Below are 21,297 nucleotides of genomic sequence, written 5' to 3'. Positions count from 1 at the left end.
ACAAAATTTCCTTTAGTTAATTGTATCCGAAGAATATAAAAGGACTCTGCTTCCAGGGGGGATACTTTCATTTAAATCAACTAAAGAAAACAGGATCAGCCAATTGATTTCTTCCTTAGAAATTTTATCACCCGGAAATAAAGTAACCTGCTCCAGGATATTATCCAGATCAGTGAGTTTTAGTAAACCGACATTTATCAAATGAGTAATATAGTCGTAATTTTCAACTCCCAGAATTTCTTTTTCCTCTTCGGTCAGGAATCTAAAACTTTTAATTTCTTTATTTTTAATTGAATTATTAAAATAATTATTCGTAAGCTTTTTGTCGTATATCCAGCTGAAAGCCGTGCTTACAGTTTGTTTATCAAAATTCTTATTATGGCTTAATTTTCTGTTCACTTCTTCCAAAGAAGAGTTTTTGCTGAGCGCATCAAGAATTTGAGCTATTACTTCAACTATTTTGGCTGTCATAAATAAGTCTGTCGTTATGAACGAGATATTCAAATTTGTTAGTTAAGAAGTTTTCGAGCTTCTTCATTTTTTTTCTGTCAGCAATCTCAATGTCATCGTAACCCATCAGGTGCAAAACACCATGAATGACCAGTCTCAACAACTCATTATCCAGTGAACATTCATATCTTTTAGCGTTATCTGCCGCATCGGCAACAGAAATAAGTATTTCTCCGTCTAAGTCTTTGTTATCCCCCGAATAGTTAAATGTAATGATATCGGTCGAATAATCATGCCCGAGATACTGTTTATTAATGTTCCAGATAGTCTCAGGGGTTAAAAAATTAATTGGAAGGGAGACAATGGAAAGCTCCATTTCTTCTGTTAAAAGTCCAACAAGGCGGTGTAAAAGCCTCTTGTTAACCTTAATTTTCCCTTCACTAACTACAGTAAGATTTTTAATCAATATATCTTATTTTAATTTGTTAAGCAAATACAAATTGCATAATTATCAAGGCCATTAGAGCCTTGAAACCGGGAATTTGCCCATCCAGTTTATAACAGGATTAAGGCCCCGATTTGTTCCATGCAAAAGTAAATAATTACGGATAAAAAGAAAGTAATTTAAGCAAAATTTCAACATTTTCATCAAAAAACCGGCAAAAAAATTACTCTTTTTCCTGCCTGCTGCTTCTTGCGTATTCCGTGTACCTCTCAGCTGAATGGGCTATGTCCTCAATTTCAGAGGGAGTAAGGTCGCGGACCACTTTAGCCGGCACTCCGGCGACAAGTTTGCCTGAAGGAACAACATAGCCCGGTTTAACGACGGCACCTGCAGCAACGATAGAGTTTCTGCTTACCACGGCGCCATCGAGGACAACAGAGCCAATTCCGATGAGGCAAAAGTCCTCAACCGTGCAGCCGTGAAGTTTAACGGCGTGGCCAATTGTAACGCCGTTACCTATAATAAGCGGGTTATCAGACGTTACGTGCAGAACGGACAAGTCCTGTATGTTCGTTTTGGATCCGATTTTAATAAAATTGACGTCGCCCCTGATGACAGAATTGTACCAGATGCTGGAATCCTGCCCGATTTCGACCCTGCCTATAATTTTCACGCCGGGGAATATGATGGCCTCCGGGTGAACCTCTGGGGTGAAATCTTTATAGTTATATAAGTAATTATCCATAATAAGGTCCGTTTTGAAGCAAATAAAAATGAAACCAGAGAACATTAAGCGCAAATTCAGCCTTTGGGCGGGTTCCAGCCGGCTATTTTGTAGCTTTTAAGTTCAAGAGTTACGTTTCCAATTATTACCTTCATCTTTGCAATTGTGGGCACGGCATATTTATCATTAGTAAACCAGCCTTCGAAATTTCCCGTCAGACCGAAAATTGAAACAAAATCTGTATGTCCATCCAATCTTACGCTGGCAATATCGTAATCTACCGCATCAACTGAAGTAGTCTCGACCTGGTCGTAGAAGTTGATTTTGGTATAGACGAAGTCCTCTGTAACAAAACAAGGCACGTTAACGCTTTTCTTCTGTCCTGTATTCATTCTGGCATAATAGAACAAGGAAAGGCCGTCCTGATAAAAATTGTTAACATGAGTAGTGGAATCCGCCCATATTTCAAAGGGTTTATACTTCCCTTTTTTGACGTGAACCGTCCTGGAATTATAATCGAAAAAATACTCCGTGAATTTAATATAGTCTTTTTCCTTTTCCGTGGCCCTGAAGAAATCGGAATAGAGATTACGGTCGAAGTTACTTTCATAAATCTGGTGCAGGTTTACAAAAGGGATTCCGTTATAGGAATCTATATAGGCTTTAGTTCTAAAGTAAGTGACGCCGTTTTTTTCCTTCTGGTCAAGTATGAGGAGCCTGACCTCGCCGAACTTAAGGAATCCGTAGCTGACGACATAAGTAATATCTTCACCCGGGTGCATCTCTTTTGGAATAATCTGGCCCGGGTTATTGGAATTCCAGAGAGAGTTATCATTGCTGAAGCCGCAGAAATAGAAAAACACAATGAAAAGCGAAGTATTTTTTAAGAATTTCATTTTATAGTTTTGATAGTTTTTCAGCTTCGGTAAATTCCTGAATAGCCTTTCTGAACTGGTTATCGGCCTCAAGAAGCGTCTGATACCATCCGTCGTTTTTCCATATACCCCTGGCAATATAAGCCTTCAGCTGTATTCTTATATAATCCTTATCCTTTTCAAAATCGCTCTTAACAAAAGGCACCTTCTTAGAAGAGGCAAAATTAACAAAATCGTTCAGATCCCTGTCTGAAAAATGGAAATTTTTCTTAAAACCTGCAAAATCCTTTGCGTATTTCTTCATTATCTGTGAGCCGTGCTGGTCCATATATTTCAGCTCGTAAAGGTAGAACAGGTTGGCGCGCCTGAGCGCAACTGAATAAGGCTGCAGTTTTTCCGAGGCTACCACATAGTCGGGTGTAATGCCGCCTCCGCCATAGACTATCCTTCCGGCATTTGTCTTAAATACAGGTTTTGAGGAATCCTTCTCGGCTTTATGTTCAATATTAAGGCCGTCGTTAATTGTTTTTGAGTGAGCGTTCAGGAAATAATCCTTCTTATCCTTATAGCTCCTTTGGATAAGGCGTCCTGAAGGGGTATAATAGCGCGAAATTGTAAGTCTTACGGCAGAGTTATCCGGAAGCATGAACTGTCTTTGTACGAGTCCCTTGCCGAAGGTAGTTTCGCCTACAATAAGTCCGCGGTCCCAGTCCTGAATTGAGCCCGAGACAATTTCCGATGCCGAGGCGCTTCCTGAATTAACCAGTACGATGAGCGGGAGTTTTTCGTAAGGGTAAGCCTTTGAGGCATGGTACTCCTCGTTAAATTCCGATCTTCTGCCTTTTGTATAAACGATCATCTTATTGCCGTCAATAAAGAGGTCAGCAATCTGGAATGCCTGGTTAAGGTATCCGCCGGGATCGTTTCTGAGGTCGAAAATAAGGCGTTTCATCCCCTTTTTTGTCAGCTCATCCAGGGCCTGGAGCATTTCCTGGGTAGAGGTTTCAGAGAACCTTGAAAGGCTGATATATCCGGTCTGGCTGTCGTACATAAAGTGAGCATCTACGGAATAGATAGGGATCTTGTCGCGTGTAATGACGTAGTCGTTAACCCCCTTTACTCCAGGGCGGGAAATTGACACAGTAACCTTGCTTCCTGCCGTGCCGCGGAGCTTTTCACGGACCTGTTCTGTAGTAATGCCGACGCAGTTCTGGTTATCTATTTTAACTATCCTGTCGCCTGCCATAATGCCGAGCGCCTCGCTGGGGCCTCCTGTAATGGGGCTTACGACGGTTAAGGTATCGTTTACCACCTGAAATTCAATTCCAATTCCCTCAAAGTTGCCTCTGAACTGCTCTTCCACGTTTTCCATCTGTTTGGCAGGTATATAGACTGAATGCGGGTCGAGGCTGTCGAGCATTCCTGAAATCGCATTTTCAATCAGCTTTTGCGAATCCACTTCTTCAACGTAATATTTATCTGTAAACTGCAAAACCTCATTAAATTTTCTTAAGCCTTCGCGCAGATTGTCGCTTGAGACGACTTTCTGGATTTCTATGCCAAGTATAATGCCAATTGTAAGAACGATAACTGCTACAAATGGGGTTTTGAATCTATTAAAGTCCATTCGGATTGTGCTCCAAAAATTAAATTCCAATATTTACAAGAAAGTAAGCCGCCATAAACTTACGGCTTGGGGTGTTCTTAAGGGAATTATTCTGAAAAAGTACCCTTCCAGAAATATAATAATTTTTTACAGGTTCAAAAACACTGGAAAAAGAAATCATTCTGTAAAATTCCCTTGCGCCATCCAGGAATCTGACAACTGTGGGGTCATTATTCCTGTGGCCAAAGTTCACATCGCCGCCATAGTTCATTAAAAGCGTGCCGTCGGGGGCCATTAAGTTTGCGCCGTGCCTTGAAAACCTGAATTCTCCTGTAAACGTCAGGCGGTTTACAGGGCGGTAATTAACCGCAAAGAGATACATGTCGCTATTGGGCTGAACGGGTTCAGTCAGGCTGTATGACATGTTGGTAAAGTTATTGTCAGTTATCCTGTGCGTATATACATAAGGCTCAACCCTCAGGTATTCAAACGAAAAATCCACAGGAACAATTCCATAAAGGTTAAAAGATCTTAAATAGAGGTCATAGGAAAGCTGATTGCCGTACCAGCCCGTGCCGATCTTGCCGAAATCTATGTCGTCTATTAATACGGAGCCCGCAATCTTAAGCCCTTTGATGGAATAATTTGCCACGTCAAGGAACAGCATGGAGTTATCGCGGTCCTGGTTAGCGTGTTCGGTGCTTTTGTAGAAATTAAACGGGTTCAGGTACGACAGGTCAATTGACCGCCTGGAATAGACTATGAGTTCACCAATTCCCAGTGAAAAATCTTTTGAGATGTTAAGGTCCAGGCGGTGGTATCCCAAATACTTTTCATCCACGGTGGTTATTGCTCCCTGGAGGGGGTCGGCAGCATAGCTAAGGTTTCCAAGGAGTTTTGCATGGAGGTAAGAAAACGAAATAAACTTATAATTAAATGCCATGGAGAGGTAATCGTACTGAGGGGCATTATCCCCAAGGAGGTTTTTTACAGGTCCGTAGCCGATAATGTTCTGGTCGCGCCCGATCTTAAATCTTACGAGGTCAAAGTCGGCTGAAAGGTAGCCTTCGGAGTTATCGAAGTAGTCTGTTGCTGTAATCCCATTAGGATCGGCATTAAACTTATAGTTATATTTAAGCTCGTTAACGGTTCTTGCGGCAGCCTTGCTTCCCCAGAGCCTGCCGTTTGTGCCTTTAATGGAAAAGCCGAATTTATCGAGGAATGTACCTCTTATTGCCCCGCCCCAGCGGATGAAAGTTGCTCCAATGTTTTCAATGGGCTTAAAACTGTTTTCAGAAATTGTTTCATAGTCGGCTAAAAAGTCAATAAACACCGATGCTTTGCCGGAATCTGCAAAGCTGTAAATGTGCTTTTGTCCCTGGTAGAGGAAACTGAAGCTGCTGTCGGCAATGAGGTTTCTGGTTTCTTTCAGCGTGCCAGAAATTTCAAATTCAAATTCATTCTGGAAGTCCTGAAGGAGTCTCTTATCTGACAGATCGAGCCTGCCTTTAAGGGGCAGTACTTCCTTCAGGAAGGCTGCAACAGCCCTTCTTGTAGTGGGTCTTTCAAAGTCGTTAAATCCCGATATGTATCCCAGTGAGTTCATTCTTTCCAGGAAGTCATAAACGGGATGGTTATAAGGCACATATTCAGCCTGAGCAAATGCACGGGCTGAAAAGGCAAACAGAAGTAATATGAATATGAGGGCTATCTTATTTGTTCCCATTCCTGCGCCAGTGATTTTTTCATAAAAATTACAAAGAAAGCGTTTACGAACCAGAGTTTGCAGACGTTTAGGTATCCTATTTTCCTATAGCGCCTTGGGGACTCATAGACGCAGAGGTTACGTGCGTAGAGGATCTTCCCCTTCTTCCGGACTCTCTTAAAAAGGTCGAAGTCTTCGCCTGCAGCAAGCGTTTCATTATATCCGTTAAAGTCAAAGAAAACGCCGCGCCTTATAATCTGGCATTCCCCGCGTCCCATGCCGACGCCGAAAACGTTCAAAAGGTAAAAGTATGTATTAAGTATTGAATGGAAGAAGCGGTCGCTGAACTTTTCCTCCTCAGGGAATACCTTAACGTTACTTGTCATTGCGAGGTATGGGCTTTTGCGGAAGCGGTTTTCAATAAATTCAAAGAATTTAATGATATCGGAGAATACGATATCTGCTCCCAGGAAAATGAGTATTTCCCCTTCAGCGCATCGGGCTCCTGCATTGCGCCCTTCAGAGATGTTCTGTCTTCCGGGTTTTGTGTGGAGTACAATTTTACGGGTGAAATTCCGGGCAATGGAAAGTGTGGCGTCTGTGCTGGCGCCGTCAGAGATAATGAGCTCCGCATCAAAACGCTCCAGCAGCCTCTCCTGCCTGATCTGGCTCAGGATATTAGGCAGCAGTTTTTCTTCGTTTAGTGTCGGTATAATAATACTGTATTTCAAATTTCACCTATTTGTCGGGAAAAAGGAACTTAATCTTTTAGAAACAGAACATGAAGAAAGCGCTTTTTTGTGTCACTCTTACGCCTGGCATGGGAAAATGAAAATAGTTAAGAGTGTTTTTTACAAACTGCCAGAACGGTCCGTACAAGGGCAGCTTTTCCGCATCCAGGTCAAGCGCAACATAAAGGTCCATAGGGCCATAGTCTATTGAATTACCGCGCAAGCCCGTACCCAGGGCAACCATTAAAAATGAGGGCCAATAGCCCGCGGCCTTTTCAGGCAGCAATTCCTTAAGCCTGAAAGACATCCAGTACTTCTGCCCTGCGTAGTCATCGAATATGATGCTGCTACCCGGGGCAAGCCTGCCCACTGGTTTATAACTCATTTTGGGCATCATGCTTTTCATTTCCGGTATATAATACTGTCCAATATAGAATGCGGTTCCAATTATATCAGCTGAAAAATTGGAGAGGCTGAATCCGTTATTTTGATGAAAGCCGTTTTCTGTTTCTATATAGGACATATATGCCAGGGCCGAGATAGAGCTATACCAGGTTGAACCCAGGGCCTGCATTCCAGCGGCCTCGTAGGCTCCTGAGAACAGGTGCCCTAGCAAATTTACCGAATAGAAGTGACTAAATTTATTAAAATTTGATAACTTACTCCAATAATCATTTGAAAAATAAAATTTCCCCGGGCTTTTCCACCATGCATGTGCCATGTAATTATGCGCTGCAAAGCCGGAGCCCAGATAGGCTACGCCAAGGGATGCAAGGAGCTTATGGTTTAGCCCTGTGTCAAAAGGATCAACTGGATTTATTTCTTTGCGTATTATTAAAGGAGCTGAAAGAGAATCCTGAGGAGTAAAACCGGATGCGCCCTTACAGGCTGAAGCCGTGTCAGCCATTATGGAATAGCTTTGGCACAAGGGTGTAAGAGAAAGCAAGAGTACAAGAAAAGTAAATTTCATCAGAATCCGGTTTTTAAGGTTTCGAGAGATTAAAATAAAAGAGAAATTAATATAAAACAAAAAGGGACAAGCCGCCAATGGGGCGGCTTATCCCTATGTAAAACAAAGCAGTCTTAAAGATTATTTCTCCGGTTTCATCTGCGGGAAGAGGATTACGTCGCGTATTGAAGGCTGGTTAGTTAAAAGCATTACCAGGCGGTCGATACCGATTCCAAGTCCTGCCGTAGGAGGCATTCCGTATTCAAGGGCGCGCACGAAGTCATCATCGATCTGGTGGGCTTCCTCATCTCCGGCCTCACGCATTTTGACCTGATCTTCAAATCTGTTTTTCTGATCGATAGGATCGTTAAGTTCGCTGAAAGCGTTGCAGATTTCGCGTCCTAAGACGAAGCCTTCAAAGCGTTCGACAAGACCTTCCTTAGTCCTGTGCTTCTTGGCCAGAGGCGACATCTCAAGCGGATAGTCCGTAAGGAATGTGGGCTGAATGAGCTTGTCCTGCACGGTAACTTCGAAGAGGTTATCGATCAGTTTGCCCTTGCTTTCGCCTCCGCCAAGAGGCGCTCCGTACTTTCTGCAGGCAGCTTTAACCTCGTCATATGAGGCGCTAAGGACGTCGATGCCTGTAGCCTCTTTAATGGCTTCAACCATTGAGACCCTGTCCCACGGGGGCTGGAAGTTTATTTTCTTTCCTTCAATTTCAAATTCCGTAGTGCCGAAGACCGTTGTAGCAACGTGGGCCACCATTTCCTCAACAAAAGACATCATCCAGTTATAGTCCTTGTATGCCACGTAGAGTTCCATCATAGTAAACTCAGGGTTATGGGTTTTGTCCATACCCTCGTTGCGGAAGTCTTTAGATATCTCATAGACTCCGTCGAAGCCTCCCACGATGAGGCGTTTTAAGTAAAGCTCGTCGGCTATTCTAAGGTATAGCGGAATATCGAGCGCGTTATGGTGCGTAACAAAAGGTCTTGCAGCCGCGCCGCCGTACATTGGCTGAAGCACGGGAGTTTCAACTTCAAGGTAGCCCCTTGTATCGAGGAAGTTTCTTAAGGCTGAAATTATCCTACTTCTTTTTATGAATACATCCTTAACTTCAGGGTTAACTATAAGGTCAACGTAGCGCTGGCGGTATCTGAGTTCCTTATCAGCGAACTGGTCGAAGATAACCTTATTGCCCTGTTCATCTGTAACTTCCTTTGCGATAGGGATCGGCCTTATAGATTTAGAGAGGAGTTTAAGGGCTTTAGCGTGTATGGAAGTTTCGCCGGTTTTAGTCTTAAAGACAAAGCCTTCAACGCCAATGATGTCGCCGATATCCATGAGCTTAAAGATGTCGTACTCCTGGCCTATGTCGTCTTTTTTCAGGTAGATCTGAATTCTTCCCTGCTGATCCTGTATATGAGCGAATGAGGCTTTACCCATGCGGCGCACGGCCATAAGGCGTCCGGCGATCCTGACGTTTTTCTCCGTACCTTCCTGGAATTCAGATTTTATATCATTTGAATAAGCGTTTACGTCAAACTCATAAGCGTATGCTTCAAGGTTTCTTTTCTGAAGCTCGTCTAATTCTTCGAGTCGTCTTTTTACGAGCGTATTAATATCTTCATTAAAATTGGTTTCCAAAAATCCTCCTTTTATTTTCTTGAAAAGTTGGCCAGCCTCAAACAGACCAGGTCCTGCAGGTTATCGGCCAGAGTAGCAGGGACAATATAGTTATTTACAATAATAGAAAAGGCTACCGGTTCGTTATCCGCGGTATGCACAAAGCCGCAGAGAGATCTAACGCCGCCTAAGTATCCGGTCTTAGCCCTTACGTTATTTTCAGCTTTTGACCTCAGCATTCTGCGCGCCAGCGAGCCGTCGATTCCGGCTACAGGCAGAGTCTGGTAGAATACAGAGAAAGTCTCATTTTTATACATATAGTTCAACAGGTCCACGATCTGTCTTGGTGTCACGAGGTCCAGGCGCGAGAGTCCCGAGCCGTCGGCCATGATCATATCTTCAGAGTTTATGCCCATTTCCCTCAATAGGTTTTTAACGGCCTTAACGCCGTTTTCAATAGAGCCGAAGCCGTATTTAGTGAGGCCTATTGTCTTAAGGAGCTGTTCGGCATAAAAGTTCTGGCTGTTTTTATTTATCACCCTGACTATTTCAGAAAGCGGAACAGAATAGTGGGTGAAAATCTTTTTCATTTTTGAATAGTCGAGGCTTACATTTTCCTCGTCTATATCTGTAGCGTAGCCCCGGATAACAATACCCTTTTTCTTTAATATATCCTTAAGAACGATCAAAGAAAACTGTGTGGGATTATTTACCGTAGAATAAGTCTTAAACTCCTCTGAGTTTTCGCTTATTTTGCCAAAGACTGTAATAATGTTTGTGCCGCGTTCGCGGTAGACGTCGATATCCGTGGGGGTATCCTTAGGCACAGTAACGACCTTATTAATAATAGTAACGTACTTAGTCTCAGGCAGAATACTGAGCGAGGCCTGTTTGCCTGCTTCAGTCGGTTTAATGATAATATCGACGCAGTTGTCGTTAAAGCTGATAGCGCTGGTTGAAGCAGAGTACCAGTAGGTTTCATAATCCCACGACCAGCCTTCGCCGAGTCCGTTTTCGTCAAAGAGCTTATCGTCGCCGATGAGGTTTCCTGTAATTTCCTCAATTCCGCGCGAAAGGAGTGTATCGGCCCAGTCGTTATAGACCTTATATGGATCCTCCTCATGGAATCGCCCTGAGATTGTGGGGTCGCCCGAGCCCTGAATTATGAGGTCTCCTTTGAGGATTGAGCCCTCGAGGTTACCGTTCATATAAAGGTTAGTCTTATACCTGTAGTTTTTCCCCAAAAGAAGCAGTCCTGCAGAAGTAGTAAAGAGCTTCAGGTTGCTGGCCGGGACCATTAGTTTGTCTTCATTTCTTTTATACAGGTATTCCCCGGTTTCGAGGGATTTAACGACGACGCCCCAGTTTGCGCTGTTAAAGTTAGGGTCGTTGAAGATATCGTCAATCTGCTGCCAGAATTCCGCAATCCGCGATGAATTAAACTTATTAAAAGCGGGCGTCTGAAAATTCTGTGCAGAGACTGTAGCCTGCAGAAGCACAAAGCTTAAAAGAAATAGCTGCTTAAAGTTTCTCATATTTTTTTGTAATACTATTTATTTCCGCTGCCGTCAGTTCGCGCCAGCCTCCCAGCGGCAGGTCGCCCAGAGTAATTCCGCCATAATTTATTCTGGAGAGTTCGACAACGTTATATCCAAGAGTCTGGAACATTTTCTTTACGAAATGGTTTCTTCCTTCGATAGCAGTAACGTTAATAATAGTACTTTTTTTGGTTACGATTATCTCTTCAAATCTTCCTCTTCTCCCATCCAGGAACAGGCCTTTGAGCATTTTCTCCTTATCCTTAACCTCTAGCGGCCTGTCGATAACTGCCCTGTAGACTCTTCTTACCTTATTATTCGGGTGCAGAAGATAGTTAGTAAAATCGCCGTCATTTGTCAAGATCAGTACGCCCGTTGTATTATAGTCGAGGCGTCCGACAGGAAAAACCTTTATATTGCTTTTAATGAGCTCCATTACGGTTCTCCTGTTTTTCTCGTCGCTTGTAGTAGTGACAAAGCCCTTGGGCTTATTAAGGAGGTAATAGGCCTTCAGCTGAGGTTTTACCTTTTCGCCGTCAAAGGTAACGGCATCCTTGCCGGGTTCCACGTTATAGGCAAGCTGGTCTATGGTTTTGCCATTAATTTCAACTCTGCCCTGGAGGATAAATTCCTCCACTTTGCGTCTGGAGCCCAGTCCGCATTCCGACAAATATCTATTCAGTCTCATCGTCATTATCCGGTTCCCGAACGCTGTTTTCGAGGTTTTCTTCGATAGCGTTCATCATAATTTTCTGTTTTTGTTCAATAAAGTCCTGATCCTTCATAATTTCCTCAATTTCACGGGGTTTCGGGAGGTCGCTTATGTTAAAGAGCCCGAAATACTTCAGGAATTCATCCGTAGTACCGTATAGAAGAGGCCGGCCAATAGACTCGGAGCGGCCTGTAATTGTAATCAGGTTTTTTTCAAGGAGCATATTCAGAATATAATCTGAATTTACGCCTCTTATGGCCTCAAGTTCCGGTTTTGTAATCGGCTGCTTGTAGGCGATAATGGCGAGGGTTTCCAGGGCTGCCTGGCTGAGTCTTCTTTTGCTTTTTTCAGTTGAAAGGAATCCGACGTACTTGCCGAACTCAGGTTTAGTGGCAAAAAGATAGCCGTTGGCAACTTTTGTAATATTGAAAGAAAGCTCCTGAGAATTATACTTTTCGTTTAATTCATCAATGCATTTATCAATATCACCGGCTGATAAGGAGACGTCCTCGCCGTCAATTTCCTTAATGGCTTTTATAAGCTCGGAGGCGGTAATAGACTCATCCGAGGCAAATATCAGCGCTTCAATTATTGAATTATAAATTTTCTCCATCAGCCAGATTATAAATTACAAAATCGTTAAAATTTTCAGATACGTGAAGCCCTAATTTACCCATTTTAATCATTTCCAGCAAAGCAATAAATGTAACGACGATCTTAATCTTTTCCCGCATATCGCTTACGAGAACGATAAAGCTCAGTTTTTTTTCGTGTTCAATTCTGGACTGGATATAATTAATCTGCTCTTCAATTGTAACCGGGATTTTCTTAATTTCATGTACCGGTTCCTTCGGTTTATCCATAAGGGCGTTCTTAAAGGCCTTCAGGAGGTCGTAGAGCGTAACATTTTTAAGCAAAGTGCCGAATTCCGGAGGAGCAACCCTATAATCGGCGTCAAAATTCCCCCTGTAGCTAAGTTTTCTCTGATTAGACTCCAGGTATGAGAGTTCCTCGGTCATTTCCTTGTAGCGTTTGTATTCGAGCAGAGCCTTCACGAGGTCGTCTCTCGGGTCTATCTCATCTCCCTTTTCATCGACTTCCCTTGGAAGAAGCATTCTGACCTTAATCTGCATGAGAGTAGTGGCCATGAGAATAAAGTCCCCGGCCACTTCAAGGTCGAGGGCTTTAATCATGTTCATATACTCAAAGAAGTCCCCTGTAATCTTAGAGATAGGGATATCGTAAATATCCAGCTCATCTCTTTTAATAAAGAATAAGAGGAGGTCGAGAGGGCCTTCAAACTGTTGTAGTTTTATCTTATACAAACTTTACCCGGATGCCTTAACCTAATTTCATTTTTTCGTGTACTTCCTGCATAGTACTTTCGGCGACGGCTTTGGCGCGTTTTTCGCCATTGAGGAGAATATCCTCTACTTCTGAGGGGTTTTCCTCGTAGTGCCGTCTTTTTTCAAGAATCGGTGTAAGCATCTCATTTATCCTGTGCGCGGCTCTCATCTTGCAGTCGACGCATCCAAGGGCGCCGGAGCGGCAGCCAGCCTCAACCTCAGATGTAGCCTCAGGGGTATTAAATTTCTGGTGGTACATATAGACGACGCATATATCCGGGCGTCCGGGGTCGCCTTTTCTAACTTTCAAGGGGTCTGTTACGGCTTTTTTCATTTTTGCCGTTACAACGTCCGGGGTGTCAGAGAGGTAAATTGCATTACTTAAGGACTTGCTCATCTTAGCCACGCCGTCCAGGCCGGGGAGCCTTGAAAAGCTGGTAAGCAGCGCCTCGGGTTCCGGGAACGTCTGTCCGAACTGAAGGTTAAAGCGTCTTGCGAGTTCGCGTGTAATTTCAACGTGAGGCACCTGGTCTTCGCCTACAGGGACGACTTCCCCTTTATAGAGCATGATGTCCGCAGCCTGGAGCACCGTGTAGCCCAAGTGTCCAAAGACCAAGCTTTCCACATTTAAGTCCCTAACCTGTTCTTTCAGAGTAGGGTTTCTTTCCAGGCGGGCAGTTGTAATGAGCATTGACAATAGCAGGAACAGTTCAGTATGCTCTTTAATTTTTGACTGCCTGAAAAAGGGACTTTTAACAGGATCCAGGCCCGCAGCAAGCCAGTCTATAACCATATCCCGTGTATTCTGAGCAATTGGATCTGTATTAAGGTCTGTAGTGAGCATATGGTAATCTGCCACAAGGTAGAAATTTTCATAATCATTCTGTATTTTCACCCAGTTTTCAAGCGCTCCGACGTAATTTCCAAGGTGAAGCTTACCTGTTGGGCGCATTCCGCTTAAGATTCTCTTTTTCGGCATCGTTTCCTTCATTTGAACTTTTTCAAGAAATAAATAAATAAAAAATTAAACACTAAATCTATTAAGAAATTTTGTCAGTTTAAAGTAATAAGTCTGAATACCAGGCCTTAAGTCTTCAGGACTGGAAGAGATAAGGCTTCCAAGATTCTTCCATTTTACTGACCGAAGCAGTCATAAACATGATGTGGTTTGGTTTATAGGGTTTCATGCGCAGGACCAGGTTAGCCTCCTCGGGAGTTCTGTTGCCCTTACGGTTATTGCAGACTATGCAAGCCGTAATGAGGTTTTCCCAGTTATCCTCACCTCCCCTGGCTCTCGGTATAATATGGTCCACCGTAAGCGGAAGGTCGCTTCTGCCGCAGTAGGCGCATTTATACATGTCCCTTTTCAGTATATTTCTCCGGGAAAGGATAACTTTCTTATAAGGCATCTGAACATACCTGTTCAGACGTATCACGCTGGGCCACGGGAAAGAGTTATAGGCGCTATTGATCATTTTATGGTCCTTATTTGCAACCATCTGTGCCTTATTAAGGATCATGAGAACAATCGCCTTTCTGACGTTACATATCGAGAGCGGCTCGTAGCTTTGATTCAGAACCAGGACTTTTGCATTGAGCTTTCCATTGGTACTTTTGTACGGTTCGAAGACACGCCTCCTCTACCTGATCTTTTTTTCCTGAAAATAGAAAAATAATCTGAACGCTATGCGCAAAATTAACAAAAAAATTGCAAAATACAGTATGTATTTCATTTTATCGGGAGAAACTGCCCTCAAACCTATAATGAGCAGAAGAACTGCAATAATTGTAAGAGTGGCATAATTTGAAAATTCTAAAACCCGCCTGTTCAATTGTTAAAACCCCTTATTTATTATTCCGCCTGCAATGACGTAGCCCTGTTCGTCGTAGATGACTGCGGACTGTCCCGGCGTAATGGCGCTTTTGGCCGTGTTAAACTTCAGTTCAAAATTGTTCTGACCGGCAGAAATTACTTCTGCCAGTGAGCCCTTGTCGGAATACCTGATCTTGCAGATAACCGTGCTTCCGGGCCTAAGGTTACTCATGGAGACATAATTAACATCTTCAGCCAGAAGGTTCTGCTGCATGAGGTCACTTTTATCCCCTATTTCAATTGTATTATTGTTATAGTCTATTTTAGTAACATAAGCCGGTTTACCGAGGGCGATGCCGAGGCCTTTTCTCTGTCCCACGGTATAAAAAGGGATTCCGCGGTGTTCGCCGATTTTTTTGCCGTTTAATAAAATATCCCCTTTCCCGATATTGTTAACAACATCTGGGGCTTTTTCTCTTAAGAACCTCTCATAATTATTATCAGCCACGAAGCAGATCTCCTGGCTGTCGGGTTTTGAAGCCGTCTTAAGGCTGAATTTTTGGGCCAGGCTTCTGACCTCGCTTTTGTTATACATCCCGAGCGGGAAAATTGTTCTTTTAAGGCTTTCCTGTGTAAGTCCCCAGAGTGCGTAGGTCTGGTCCTTGCCGTTATCTTTGGAGTTTTTCAGGCAGTAGCGTCCTGACTGCGGATTAAACTCAACGTTGGCATAATGGCCCGTAGCCACGAATTCAGCGTCCAGGGCATCGGCTTTTTTAAGGAGCTCCTCCCATTTAATTTTCCTGTTGCAGATGACGCATGGGTTAGGGGTTCTGCCGTGGAGGTACTCATCGACAAAGTTGTCTATAACGGCATCCTCGAACGCCTTAGTAAAATCCACCGTATAATGGGGGAATCCCATTATAGAGGCAACGTTTTTAGCGTCATAAATTGCATCAAGCGAGCAGCAGCCCGATTCATGCTTCGGGGCCCCGCCTACTTCCATAAAGCCCCAGGTTTTCATTGTAATTCCAATTACCTCATAGCCGTCGTTATGCAATAAAGCCGCTGCAACCGAAGAATCCACTCCGCCCGACATAGCCACAATTACTCTGCCTTTGGACACAACACAATCCTTTCTATTATCCGATATTAATTATATGCAACGTTAAATATAGAGAAATAGTTTTGGAAATTCTATGAAAAAGGATGTTCCCAATTAATGCACTAAACTACTTAGAAGAATCTTCGAGAATCTGTATGATTACAAAAATTTCACAGGAATAGGATTCAGGATTTTGGCATGAGTGATGAGACGGGGTTGAGTAAATAAGGATTATACAAAACTGTTGTTAAATTATCAATACATTTTTTAGAAAATCTTTAGCCGCCGCTTTGCTTGATTGTGCTGGAAATATTATCTAAAATTCCCATGAAAAAAAATAATGCCTTTACTGCAAAAAGACAGGGAAGCTATGAAAAACAAATCTACTTTTATGTTCTTAAGGATGAGACTGCTGGTGGTTATGGGACTAGTTCTTGTAGCCATGAACAGCTTTGTCTTTGCCGCCAACGGCAAGATCACCGGCCGAGTCACTGACAAGGAAACCGGTGAACCTCTGCCGGCCGCAACTGTTGTCATTACGCATATGGTTGCTGCCGATGGAAAGGAAGTTCCCCTTCCTAAGACAATGGGCGCCGCAACAGACGCCGACGGATATTATTTCATTATGAATGTTCAGCCCGGTGTTTACACACTGAGCTCGAGCATTATCGGTTACACCCCTACAGTCCAGAAAGGTGTAAGAGTTGAACTGGACCGTACGATTACAGCAAACTTTCAGCTCAGTTCCACCTCAATTCAGACTGAGCAGATTACTGTTGTAGCCCCGAGGGAAATCATCAAGCAGGACGTTTCTGGCACACAGGAAGTTGTTGCATCGGCAAGGATTGAGCAGATGCCAGTCTTAAGGCTTGATGAGTTCATGGGAAGAATAAAAGGTGTTGAACTTGTAAGCAACTCTGAGGGTAACGGTCTCAGCGTCAGAGGCGGTAATATCAGGGAGACTGATGTACGCCTGGACGGAATGTCGCTTCAGGATCCGCGCTCCGGAAACTCGTACATTGCGCTGAATTCAACAACAATTCAGCAGGTACAGGTTTTAACGGGCGGTTTTGAAGCAAAATACGGAGGCATACAGTCGGGTCTTCTTAACGTTGTTACCAAAGACGGCCAGCGTGAACGTTATACGGTATCCCTGAAGATGGACGTTGCCCCGGCAGGACAGAGAAGATATTTCGGAACTGATCCTTACAGCGACTCGTCATGGATTTACAAGGTTTATGCCGGTCAGTATGCCATGAACGGAGTATCGAAGGCGGATTCAGCCGTTGTGCCCCGTGACTTCTGGAATTTCCCTGGCTGGAATAAGGTAAGGACCAATGCCGCCACGAAAAAGGATTTAGGCATGTTCACAGCCGACCAGCTGCGTGAGCTGTGGTTAGCACAGCATCCGAAGTATGGCTATCAGAACAAGCCCGACTACTACTTTGAAGGAAGCATTACGGGCCCTGTTCCCGGAGAGTGGATTCCTCTTTATGGTGAATTTGCAAAAAGGAGCACCTTCCTTTTCGGCTTTAAGTACGAGAATTCGCAGTTTGCATTCCCGCTTGGCGGACGAGATCATTATCTCGACTGGAACGGGCAGTTAAAAGTAACCACACAGCTGCAGGATAACATGCGCCTGTCGGTTAACGGAATGTATGCCAAGGTTGCATCATTAAGCGGCGGCAGCCGTACGAGTTTCGGCGGCGCCTTAAGTGACCAGGCCCAAAGTTTTGGGTTCCTTAACAGCACTGAAAGCTCAGTTAAGAGCCAGGCTGCACTTTTAGGCGGCGCAAGCAGCGATCAGCTCTTCAACCAGAGCAGGCTGCAGTTCTTTGACCAGAAATATATTGTTGGCGGAGCACGCCTGACGCACACGCTTTCTGACAAGGCATTTTATACACTTGATTTCCAGGCGGGGTATACAGATCAGAACCTTCAGCCTTTCAGGGCTGATACGAGCAACCCGAATTTCTGGTACACAATGTACAGCGCTGCCACGAAAAAGTATTACCGCTTCCCACTTCCTATGTATGGAAGCCCGAATGCATCTACAAACTTTGGTGCCGACCCGCTTGGCACGTATAAATTATACGGAGGTGCACAGAGAGTGGATTCATCTTATACGACCACTTTCCAGTTAAAGGGCGACTTTACCGCACAGCTTGGGCGTCATAACCAGCTGGATGCAGGTTTTTCGGCACGTTTGGAAGATTTCTTCGTATACACAGGTACCTGGTTCCAGAGCCAGCTTGCTTATACGCCTGACACCTGGCAGTACCTGAAATCGAATCCATTGCAGGTTGGCCTTTATGTTCAGGACAAACTTGAATTTGAAGGTATGATCCTCAACGGAGGTTTCAGAGTTGACTATTTCAACCCATTTAAGAAAGGTTTCCAGGTAGGTTTTCCTGAAAGCGAGGAATATGCCCGCCTGATGAATGAGATATACCCAAGCCTACCGGGAGATGCGCAGGGCTATGAACGCTGGCTTGCATTCAGGGATTTAATTGCAAATCCTCCGGGATGGCCAAGAACTGATAATGACGTTCAGGTATACCTCTCGCCGAGGCTTGGTGTTTCATTCCCGATTACTGAAGACAGCAAGATGTACTTCAACTACGGAACTTTTTATCAGAGACAGCCGATGGCCTTCCTGTATGACACTTATACGGTGCTTGGCGGCGTAACAGTTCCCACACCGGGACTTAAGATGGAAAAGACGACTTCTTATGAGTTCGGCTACGAACAGATGGTATTCTCAGATATAATAGCAAACATTACGGCTTACTATAAAGATATCAGCAACCGTGCTCTTGCGCGCCAGTATGTAAACTGGTATGAAGACAACAACGTTACAGAGTATGTACCTGACGGATACAAGGATGTTAGAGGCGTTGAACTGCGCATTGAAAAATCTGTTGGAAGGTTCGTGACATTCAACGCAATGTACGACTATATGGTTGCAAGTTCAGGACAGTCGGGACTTTCGACAATTTATGAAAATCTTGTCAAGTACAGAGAACTTGCCACACGTTCAGCATCAGTTTACACCTCAGATCCTCTTCCGAGGGCAAACGCAAACCTGAACCTGCATACACCTTCTGATCTTGGAGAAGGGTTATACGGCTTAAATTACCTGATTGGTGATTTGTATGCCGATTTCTTCTTCGAATGGCGTTCAGGCGGAAGGACACTCTTAAACGGATCGGAGCTGGACCGCAGTCTCTGGGTTTATGCTGATAACGTTAACTACTGGAATATTGATTTCCGTGCTTCCAAGGCGTTCAACACATCATTCGGAAGTCTGGAGCTGGTATTCACCGTGAAGAACCTGACAAACAACAAATGGCTCAACACGTCGAACATGACACAGAACCAGTATAACGATTATAAGAATTCACTTAAGACTCCGGACAAAGGAGGCACAGACAAGTGGGGCCAGTGGAAGTCAGACGATAATCACATAAATACCGGCTGGCTTGAAGCGCCGATATTCCTTAATCCAAGAAGAATTTTATTAGGCCTCCGTATAAACATTTAAGGATTTAACATGAAAAGAAGCTATTTAACAAGTTTATTTATAATAACACTCCTTGTGCCGGCGTTATCGGTATTTGGACAGAGGAGGCAGAATCCTCCCATTATGAACCTGGATGTAGGCCGCATTAACATGACATTCAATAAGCTGACCGGTGACGGGGGCCTGCAGAGCATGTACAGCTGGAATCTTACAGGTTCAAATGCATCAAAGACTGAGATATTCTACTATCCGGCCGACCGCTGGCAGTCGAATATGCTTTATCAGATCTTTAACCCGCTTTCACTTGACAATAACGGTATACTGAATGAAAAGGGTGTAAAGCAGGTATCATACGTCAGCGGAGGCGCCCTTACAAATTCAGGAACGACCGACTGGGGCCTTGAGACAAGGCGCTACCGTCCCCCGCACATTGTCGTAGACGGACTTACAGTAGATGCTCCATATCTCTGGGCCGTTGACCCAAACCTTAAGAGTGATATTAAGATTGAATTTGAAGACGTTCTAAACCAGTTTGGCATCAGAAGCCACGTTGAAGTCTACGGCTTCAGCAATCCTGATCATGCCGACTATTTCATCTGGAAGGCAACGCACAAGTTCACAGGCGAGCTAAAGATACCGCGCCAGACTGCAAATTCGCTTGACAGCATTCCCGACCAGACGATACGCTTCTGGTGGCCGATGTCTTTCAGCTTCGGTCCTACGAAAGCAGGCGAACGCAATGCCTTAGGCGGTTTCAGCTATGAAGGTGAAGATGACTACGACAGCTGGATAAAAGTTCCATCGAAGTTAGGCGGAGCCCGCGACAGCCTTTATATTGCTTACTACAGGGACGCAAATAATCCCAATGCGCAGCCTTTTACAAACGGCTCACAAGATGACACGGGTGACCCCGATAGAACATCAGGCCACCTGTATTCAACACAGATACCGGGCTTTACGCTTCTGCATGCGGACAAGAGTTATCAGGATCATTCTGATGACAGAACTCAGCCTTATTCAATGGCTCATGCCAGCATAGAGACAGATCTCTGGGGCGACCATTCAAACGGTGTAAGGCTGAAATACCGCGGTGATGACGCCAACGGGCACTTCCCTGTTGAGCCTCCTACAAGCGGCGGTAAGTATAACAAGGGTCCAATGAGATTTATTACCGCTGGTCCTTATGAGCTTACAAAAGACAAGGCGCTCGGAAGAGTGGATTCAGTTACACTTGTTTATGCCGTTGGTGCAGGCGACATTGGCTGGGCAAAGGCCGATTCAATAGGAAAGCTTTGGCTTCAGGGAAAGATAACCAACCAGGAGAAGCTTGATTACATGCTTAAAGGGCGCGACAGTCTTGTGCAGACGCTTGACCGTGCAAACTGGGCTTGGGGACGCTTAAGCAAGGGGCAGTCTGTTCCAGCAACGCCTCCGGCTCCTGATATGACGGTTACCTCAGGAGACGACAAGATTACAGTAAGCTGGTCATATCCTGATCCGGCATACTTCAATGATGCGGTTACAAAAGTTGATGACTGGTATGCATGGAGAGTTTACAGGAAAAAGGGAGCTCTTTTAGTGGATGATCCTCTTGACCAGAGGAGCGGAGCGCAGTGGGAACTTGTCTATGAGACAAAAGACCGCAGCCAGACGACTTATGTTGATAAGAATGTTCAAAGAGGCGTTGACTATTATTATGCAGTTACAGCAGTGGACAACGGTACACAGAACCCGGATGATATAATTCCGAATCAGAAGCTTGAAAGCTCACGTTTTGCGACACGTTCGATGATTCCTGCCGTTCCTTACAGGGCCGGTCTGGATAACGCGGACCTGGTGAGAGTAGTTCCAAACCCTGCTTCGAGGTACGGACACAAAACAGGAGCTCTCAATTCAGGTACACCGGACAGGATCAAATTCTTCAATTTACCTTACAAGTGTACACTGAAGGTTTTTACAGAAACCGGCGATTTGGTAAAGTCGTTTGATCATCTGGGTACCGATTATGAGAGTTGGGATCAGAAGACCGATGGAAACCAGTTCGTTGCCACCGGCATCTATATCTTGGCTATTACGGATGCGCAGTCAGTAACGGGCAAGAGTTCTGATAACCAGTTTGTGAAATTTATTATCGTCCGCTAAGCATAGGAGA

General features: G+C 44.3%; 18 protein-coding genes. 2 read left to right on the top strand and 16 right to left on the bottom strand.

All coding sequences use genetic code 11. The annotated features are described in order from the left end of the window. Positions 1-12: 12 nt before the first annotated feature. The 16 genes from HF312_14600 to mnmA form a co-directional block, all read right to left on the bottom strand. Positions 13-471 (bottom strand): DUF494 domain-containing protein, encoded by a 459-nt coding sequence (locus tag HF312_14600; protein MCU7521449.1) that lies wholly within the window; start codon positions 469-471, stop codon positions 13-15. Next, positions 452-916: an rRNA maturation RNase YbeY gene (ybeY, locus tag HF312_14595; GenBank protein MCU7521448.1), complete on the bottom strand. Its 465-nt coding sequence runs from the start codon at positions 914-916 to the stop codon at positions 452-454. Before ybeY ends, HF312_14600 begins: the two co-directional genes overlap by 20 nt. A 202-nt stretch (positions 917-1,118) precedes the next feature. Beyond that, positions 1,119-1,640 carry a gamma carbonic anhydrase family protein gene (locus HF312_14590; protein MCU7521447.1) on the bottom strand — a complete coding sequence of 174 codons (522 nt, stop codon included), beginning with the start codon at positions 1,638-1,640 and terminating at the stop codon, positions 1,119-1,121. Between the two features lie 56 nt (positions 1,641-1,696). Further along, positions 1,697-2,515: a DUF3108 domain-containing protein gene (locus HF312_14585; protein ID MCU7521446.1), complete on the bottom strand. Its 819-nt coding sequence runs from the start codon at positions 2,513-2,515 to the stop codon at positions 1,697-1,699. Position 2,516: 1 nt separating this feature from the next. Continuing rightward, positions 2,517-4,121 carry a S41 family peptidase gene (locus tag HF312_14580; protein MCU7521445.1) on the bottom strand — a complete coding sequence of 535 codons (1,605 nt, stop codon included), beginning with the start codon at positions 4,119-4,121 and terminating at the stop codon, positions 2,517-2,519. Positions 4,122-4,140: 19 nt separating this feature from the next. Continuing rightward, positions 4,141-5,826, bottom strand: a complete 1,686-nt coding sequence (locus tag HF312_14575; GenBank protein ID MCU7521444.1) for a hypothetical protein — start codon at positions 5,824-5,826, stop codon at positions 4,141-4,143. Further along, the gene (locus HF312_14570; protein MCU7521443.1) at positions 5,808-6,536 is read right to left on the bottom strand and encodes a glycosyltransferase; all 729 of its coding nucleotides are present in this window, start codon (positions 6,534-6,536) and stop codon (positions 5,808-5,810) included. The genes HF312_14575 and HF312_14570 overlap by 19 nt, the downstream gene beginning before the upstream one ends. Positions 6,537-6,573: 37 nt before the next feature. After that, positions 6,574-7,506 carry a DUF2279 domain-containing protein gene (locus HF312_14565; protein MCU7521442.1) on the bottom strand — a complete coding sequence of 311 codons (933 nt, stop codon included), beginning with the start codon at positions 7,504-7,506 and terminating at the stop codon, positions 6,574-6,576. A 120-nt stretch (positions 7,507-7,626) separates the two neighbouring features. Then, positions 7,627-9,132: a lysine--tRNA ligase gene (lysS, locus tag HF312_14560; GenBank protein MCU7521441.1), complete on the bottom strand. Its 1,506-nt coding sequence runs from the start codon at positions 9,130-9,132 to the stop codon at positions 7,627-7,629. A gap of 11 nt (positions 9,133-9,143) precedes the next feature. Beyond that, positions 9,144-10,646 carry a D-alanyl-D-alanine carboxypeptidase/D-alanyl-D-alanine-endopeptidase gene (gene dacB / locus HF312_14555; protein MCU7521440.1) on the bottom strand — a complete coding sequence of 501 codons (1,503 nt, stop codon included), beginning with the start codon at positions 10,644-10,646 and terminating at the stop codon, positions 9,144-9,146. After that, positions 10,633-11,337: an rRNA pseudouridine synthase gene (locus HF312_14550; protein MCU7521439.1), complete on the bottom strand. Its 705-nt coding sequence runs from the start codon at positions 11,335-11,337 to the stop codon at positions 10,633-10,635. Before HF312_14550 ends, dacB begins: the two co-directional genes overlap by 14 nt. Continuing rightward, positions 11,324-11,974 carry an SMC-Scp complex subunit ScpB gene (scpB, locus tag HF312_14545; protein ID MCU7521438.1) on the bottom strand — a complete coding sequence of 217 codons (651 nt, stop codon included), beginning with the start codon at positions 11,972-11,974 and terminating at the stop codon, positions 11,324-11,326. Before scpB ends, HF312_14550 begins: the two co-directional genes overlap by 14 nt. After that, a complete protein-coding gene (locus HF312_14540) occupies positions 11,958-12,686 on the bottom strand; it encodes a segregation/condensation protein A (GenBank protein MCU7521437.1) in 729 nt (242 codons plus the stop codon). Before HF312_14540 ends, scpB begins: the two co-directional genes overlap by 17 nt. A gap of 16 nt (positions 12,687-12,702) precedes the next feature. Next, a complete protein-coding gene (gene trpS / locus HF312_14535) occupies positions 12,703-13,686 on the bottom strand; it encodes a tryptophan--tRNA ligase (GenBank protein MCU7521436.1) in 984 nt (327 codons plus the stop codon). A 115-nt stretch (positions 13,687-13,801) separates the two neighbouring features. Next, positions 13,802-14,227 carry an HNH endonuclease gene (locus HF312_14530; protein MCU7521435.1) on the bottom strand — a complete coding sequence of 142 codons (426 nt, stop codon included), beginning with the start codon at positions 14,225-14,227 and terminating at the stop codon, positions 13,802-13,804. 315 nt (positions 14,228-14,542) lie between these two features. Continuing rightward, positions 14,543-15,643 carry a tRNA 2-thiouridine(34) synthase MnmA gene (gene mnmA / locus HF312_14525; protein ID MCU7521434.1) on the bottom strand — a complete coding sequence of 367 codons (1,101 nt, stop codon included), beginning with the start codon at positions 15,641-15,643 and terminating at the stop codon, positions 14,543-14,545. Positions 15,644-15,992: 349 nt separating this feature from the next. Here mnmA and HF312_14520 point away from each other — a divergent pair, with 349 nt between their 5' ends. Continuing rightward, positions 15,993-19,166, top strand: coding sequence for a TonB-dependent receptor (locus HF312_14520; protein ID MCU7521433.1), 3,174 nt, complete (start codon positions 15,993-15,995; stop codon positions 19,164-19,166). Between the two features lie 9 nt (positions 19,167-19,175). Beyond that, positions 19,176-21,287, top strand: a complete 2,112-nt coding sequence (locus HF312_14515; GenBank protein ID MCU7521432.1) for a hypothetical protein — start codon at positions 19,176-19,178, stop codon at positions 21,285-21,287. Positions 21,288-21,297: the final 10 nt, after the last annotated feature.

This window comes from Ignavibacteria bacterium (genome assembly GCA_025612375.1).
In the GTDB taxonomy this organism is placed as follows: domain Bacteria; phylum Bacteroidota; class Ignavibacteria; order Ignavibacteriales; family SURF-24; genus JAAXKN01.
The sequence above is the reverse complement of the archived record's forward strand: the minus strand, read 5'-3'. Positions and strand labels throughout refer to the sequence as shown.

Coding starts and splice junctions, on each gene's coding strand:
- scpB (MCU7521438.1), bottom strand. CDS start 11,974: ATGGAGAAAATTTATAATTCAATAATTGAAGCGCTGATATTTGCCTCG.
- HF312_14520 (MCU7521433.1), top strand. CDS start 15,993: ATGAAAAACAAATCTACTTTTATGTTCTTAAGGATGAGACTGCTGGTG.
- trpS (MCU7521436.1), bottom strand. CDS start 13,686: ATGCCGAAAAAGAGAATCTTAAGCGGAATGCGCCCAACAGGTAAGCTT.
- HF312_14585 (MCU7521446.1), bottom strand. CDS start 2,515: ATGAAATTCTTAAAAAATACTTCGCTTTTCATTGTGTTTTTCTATTTC.
- HF312_14575 (MCU7521444.1), bottom strand. CDS start 5,826: ATGGGAACAAATAAGATAGCCCTCATATTCATATTACTTCTGTTTGCC.
- HF312_14600 (MCU7521449.1), bottom strand. CDS start 471: ATGACAGCCAAAATAGTTGAAGTAATAGCTCAAATTCTTGATGCGCTC.
- dacB (MCU7521440.1), bottom strand. CDS start 10,646: ATGAGAAACTTTAAGCAGCTATTTCTTTTAAGCTTTGTGCTTCTGCAG.
- HF312_14550 (MCU7521439.1), bottom strand. CDS start 11,337: ATGAGACTGAATAGATATTTGTCGGAATGCGGACTGGGCTCCAGACGC.
- HF312_14580 (MCU7521445.1), bottom strand. CDS start 4,121: ATGGACTTTAATAGATTCAAAACCCCATTTGTAGCAGTTATCGTTCTT.
- HF312_14565 (MCU7521442.1), bottom strand. CDS start 7,506: ATGAAATTTACTTTTCTTGTACTCTTGCTTTCTCTTACACCCTTGTGC.
- HF312_14530 (MCU7521435.1), bottom strand. CDS start 14,227: ATGATCCTTAATAAGGCACAGATGGTTGCAAATAAGGACCATAAAATG.
- HF312_14590 (MCU7521447.1), bottom strand. CDS start 1,640: ATGGATAATTACTTATATAACTATAAAGATTTCACCCCAGAGGTTCAC.
- HF312_14515 (MCU7521432.1), top strand. CDS start 19,176: ATGAAAAGAAGCTATTTAACAAGTTTATTTATAATAACACTCCTTGTG.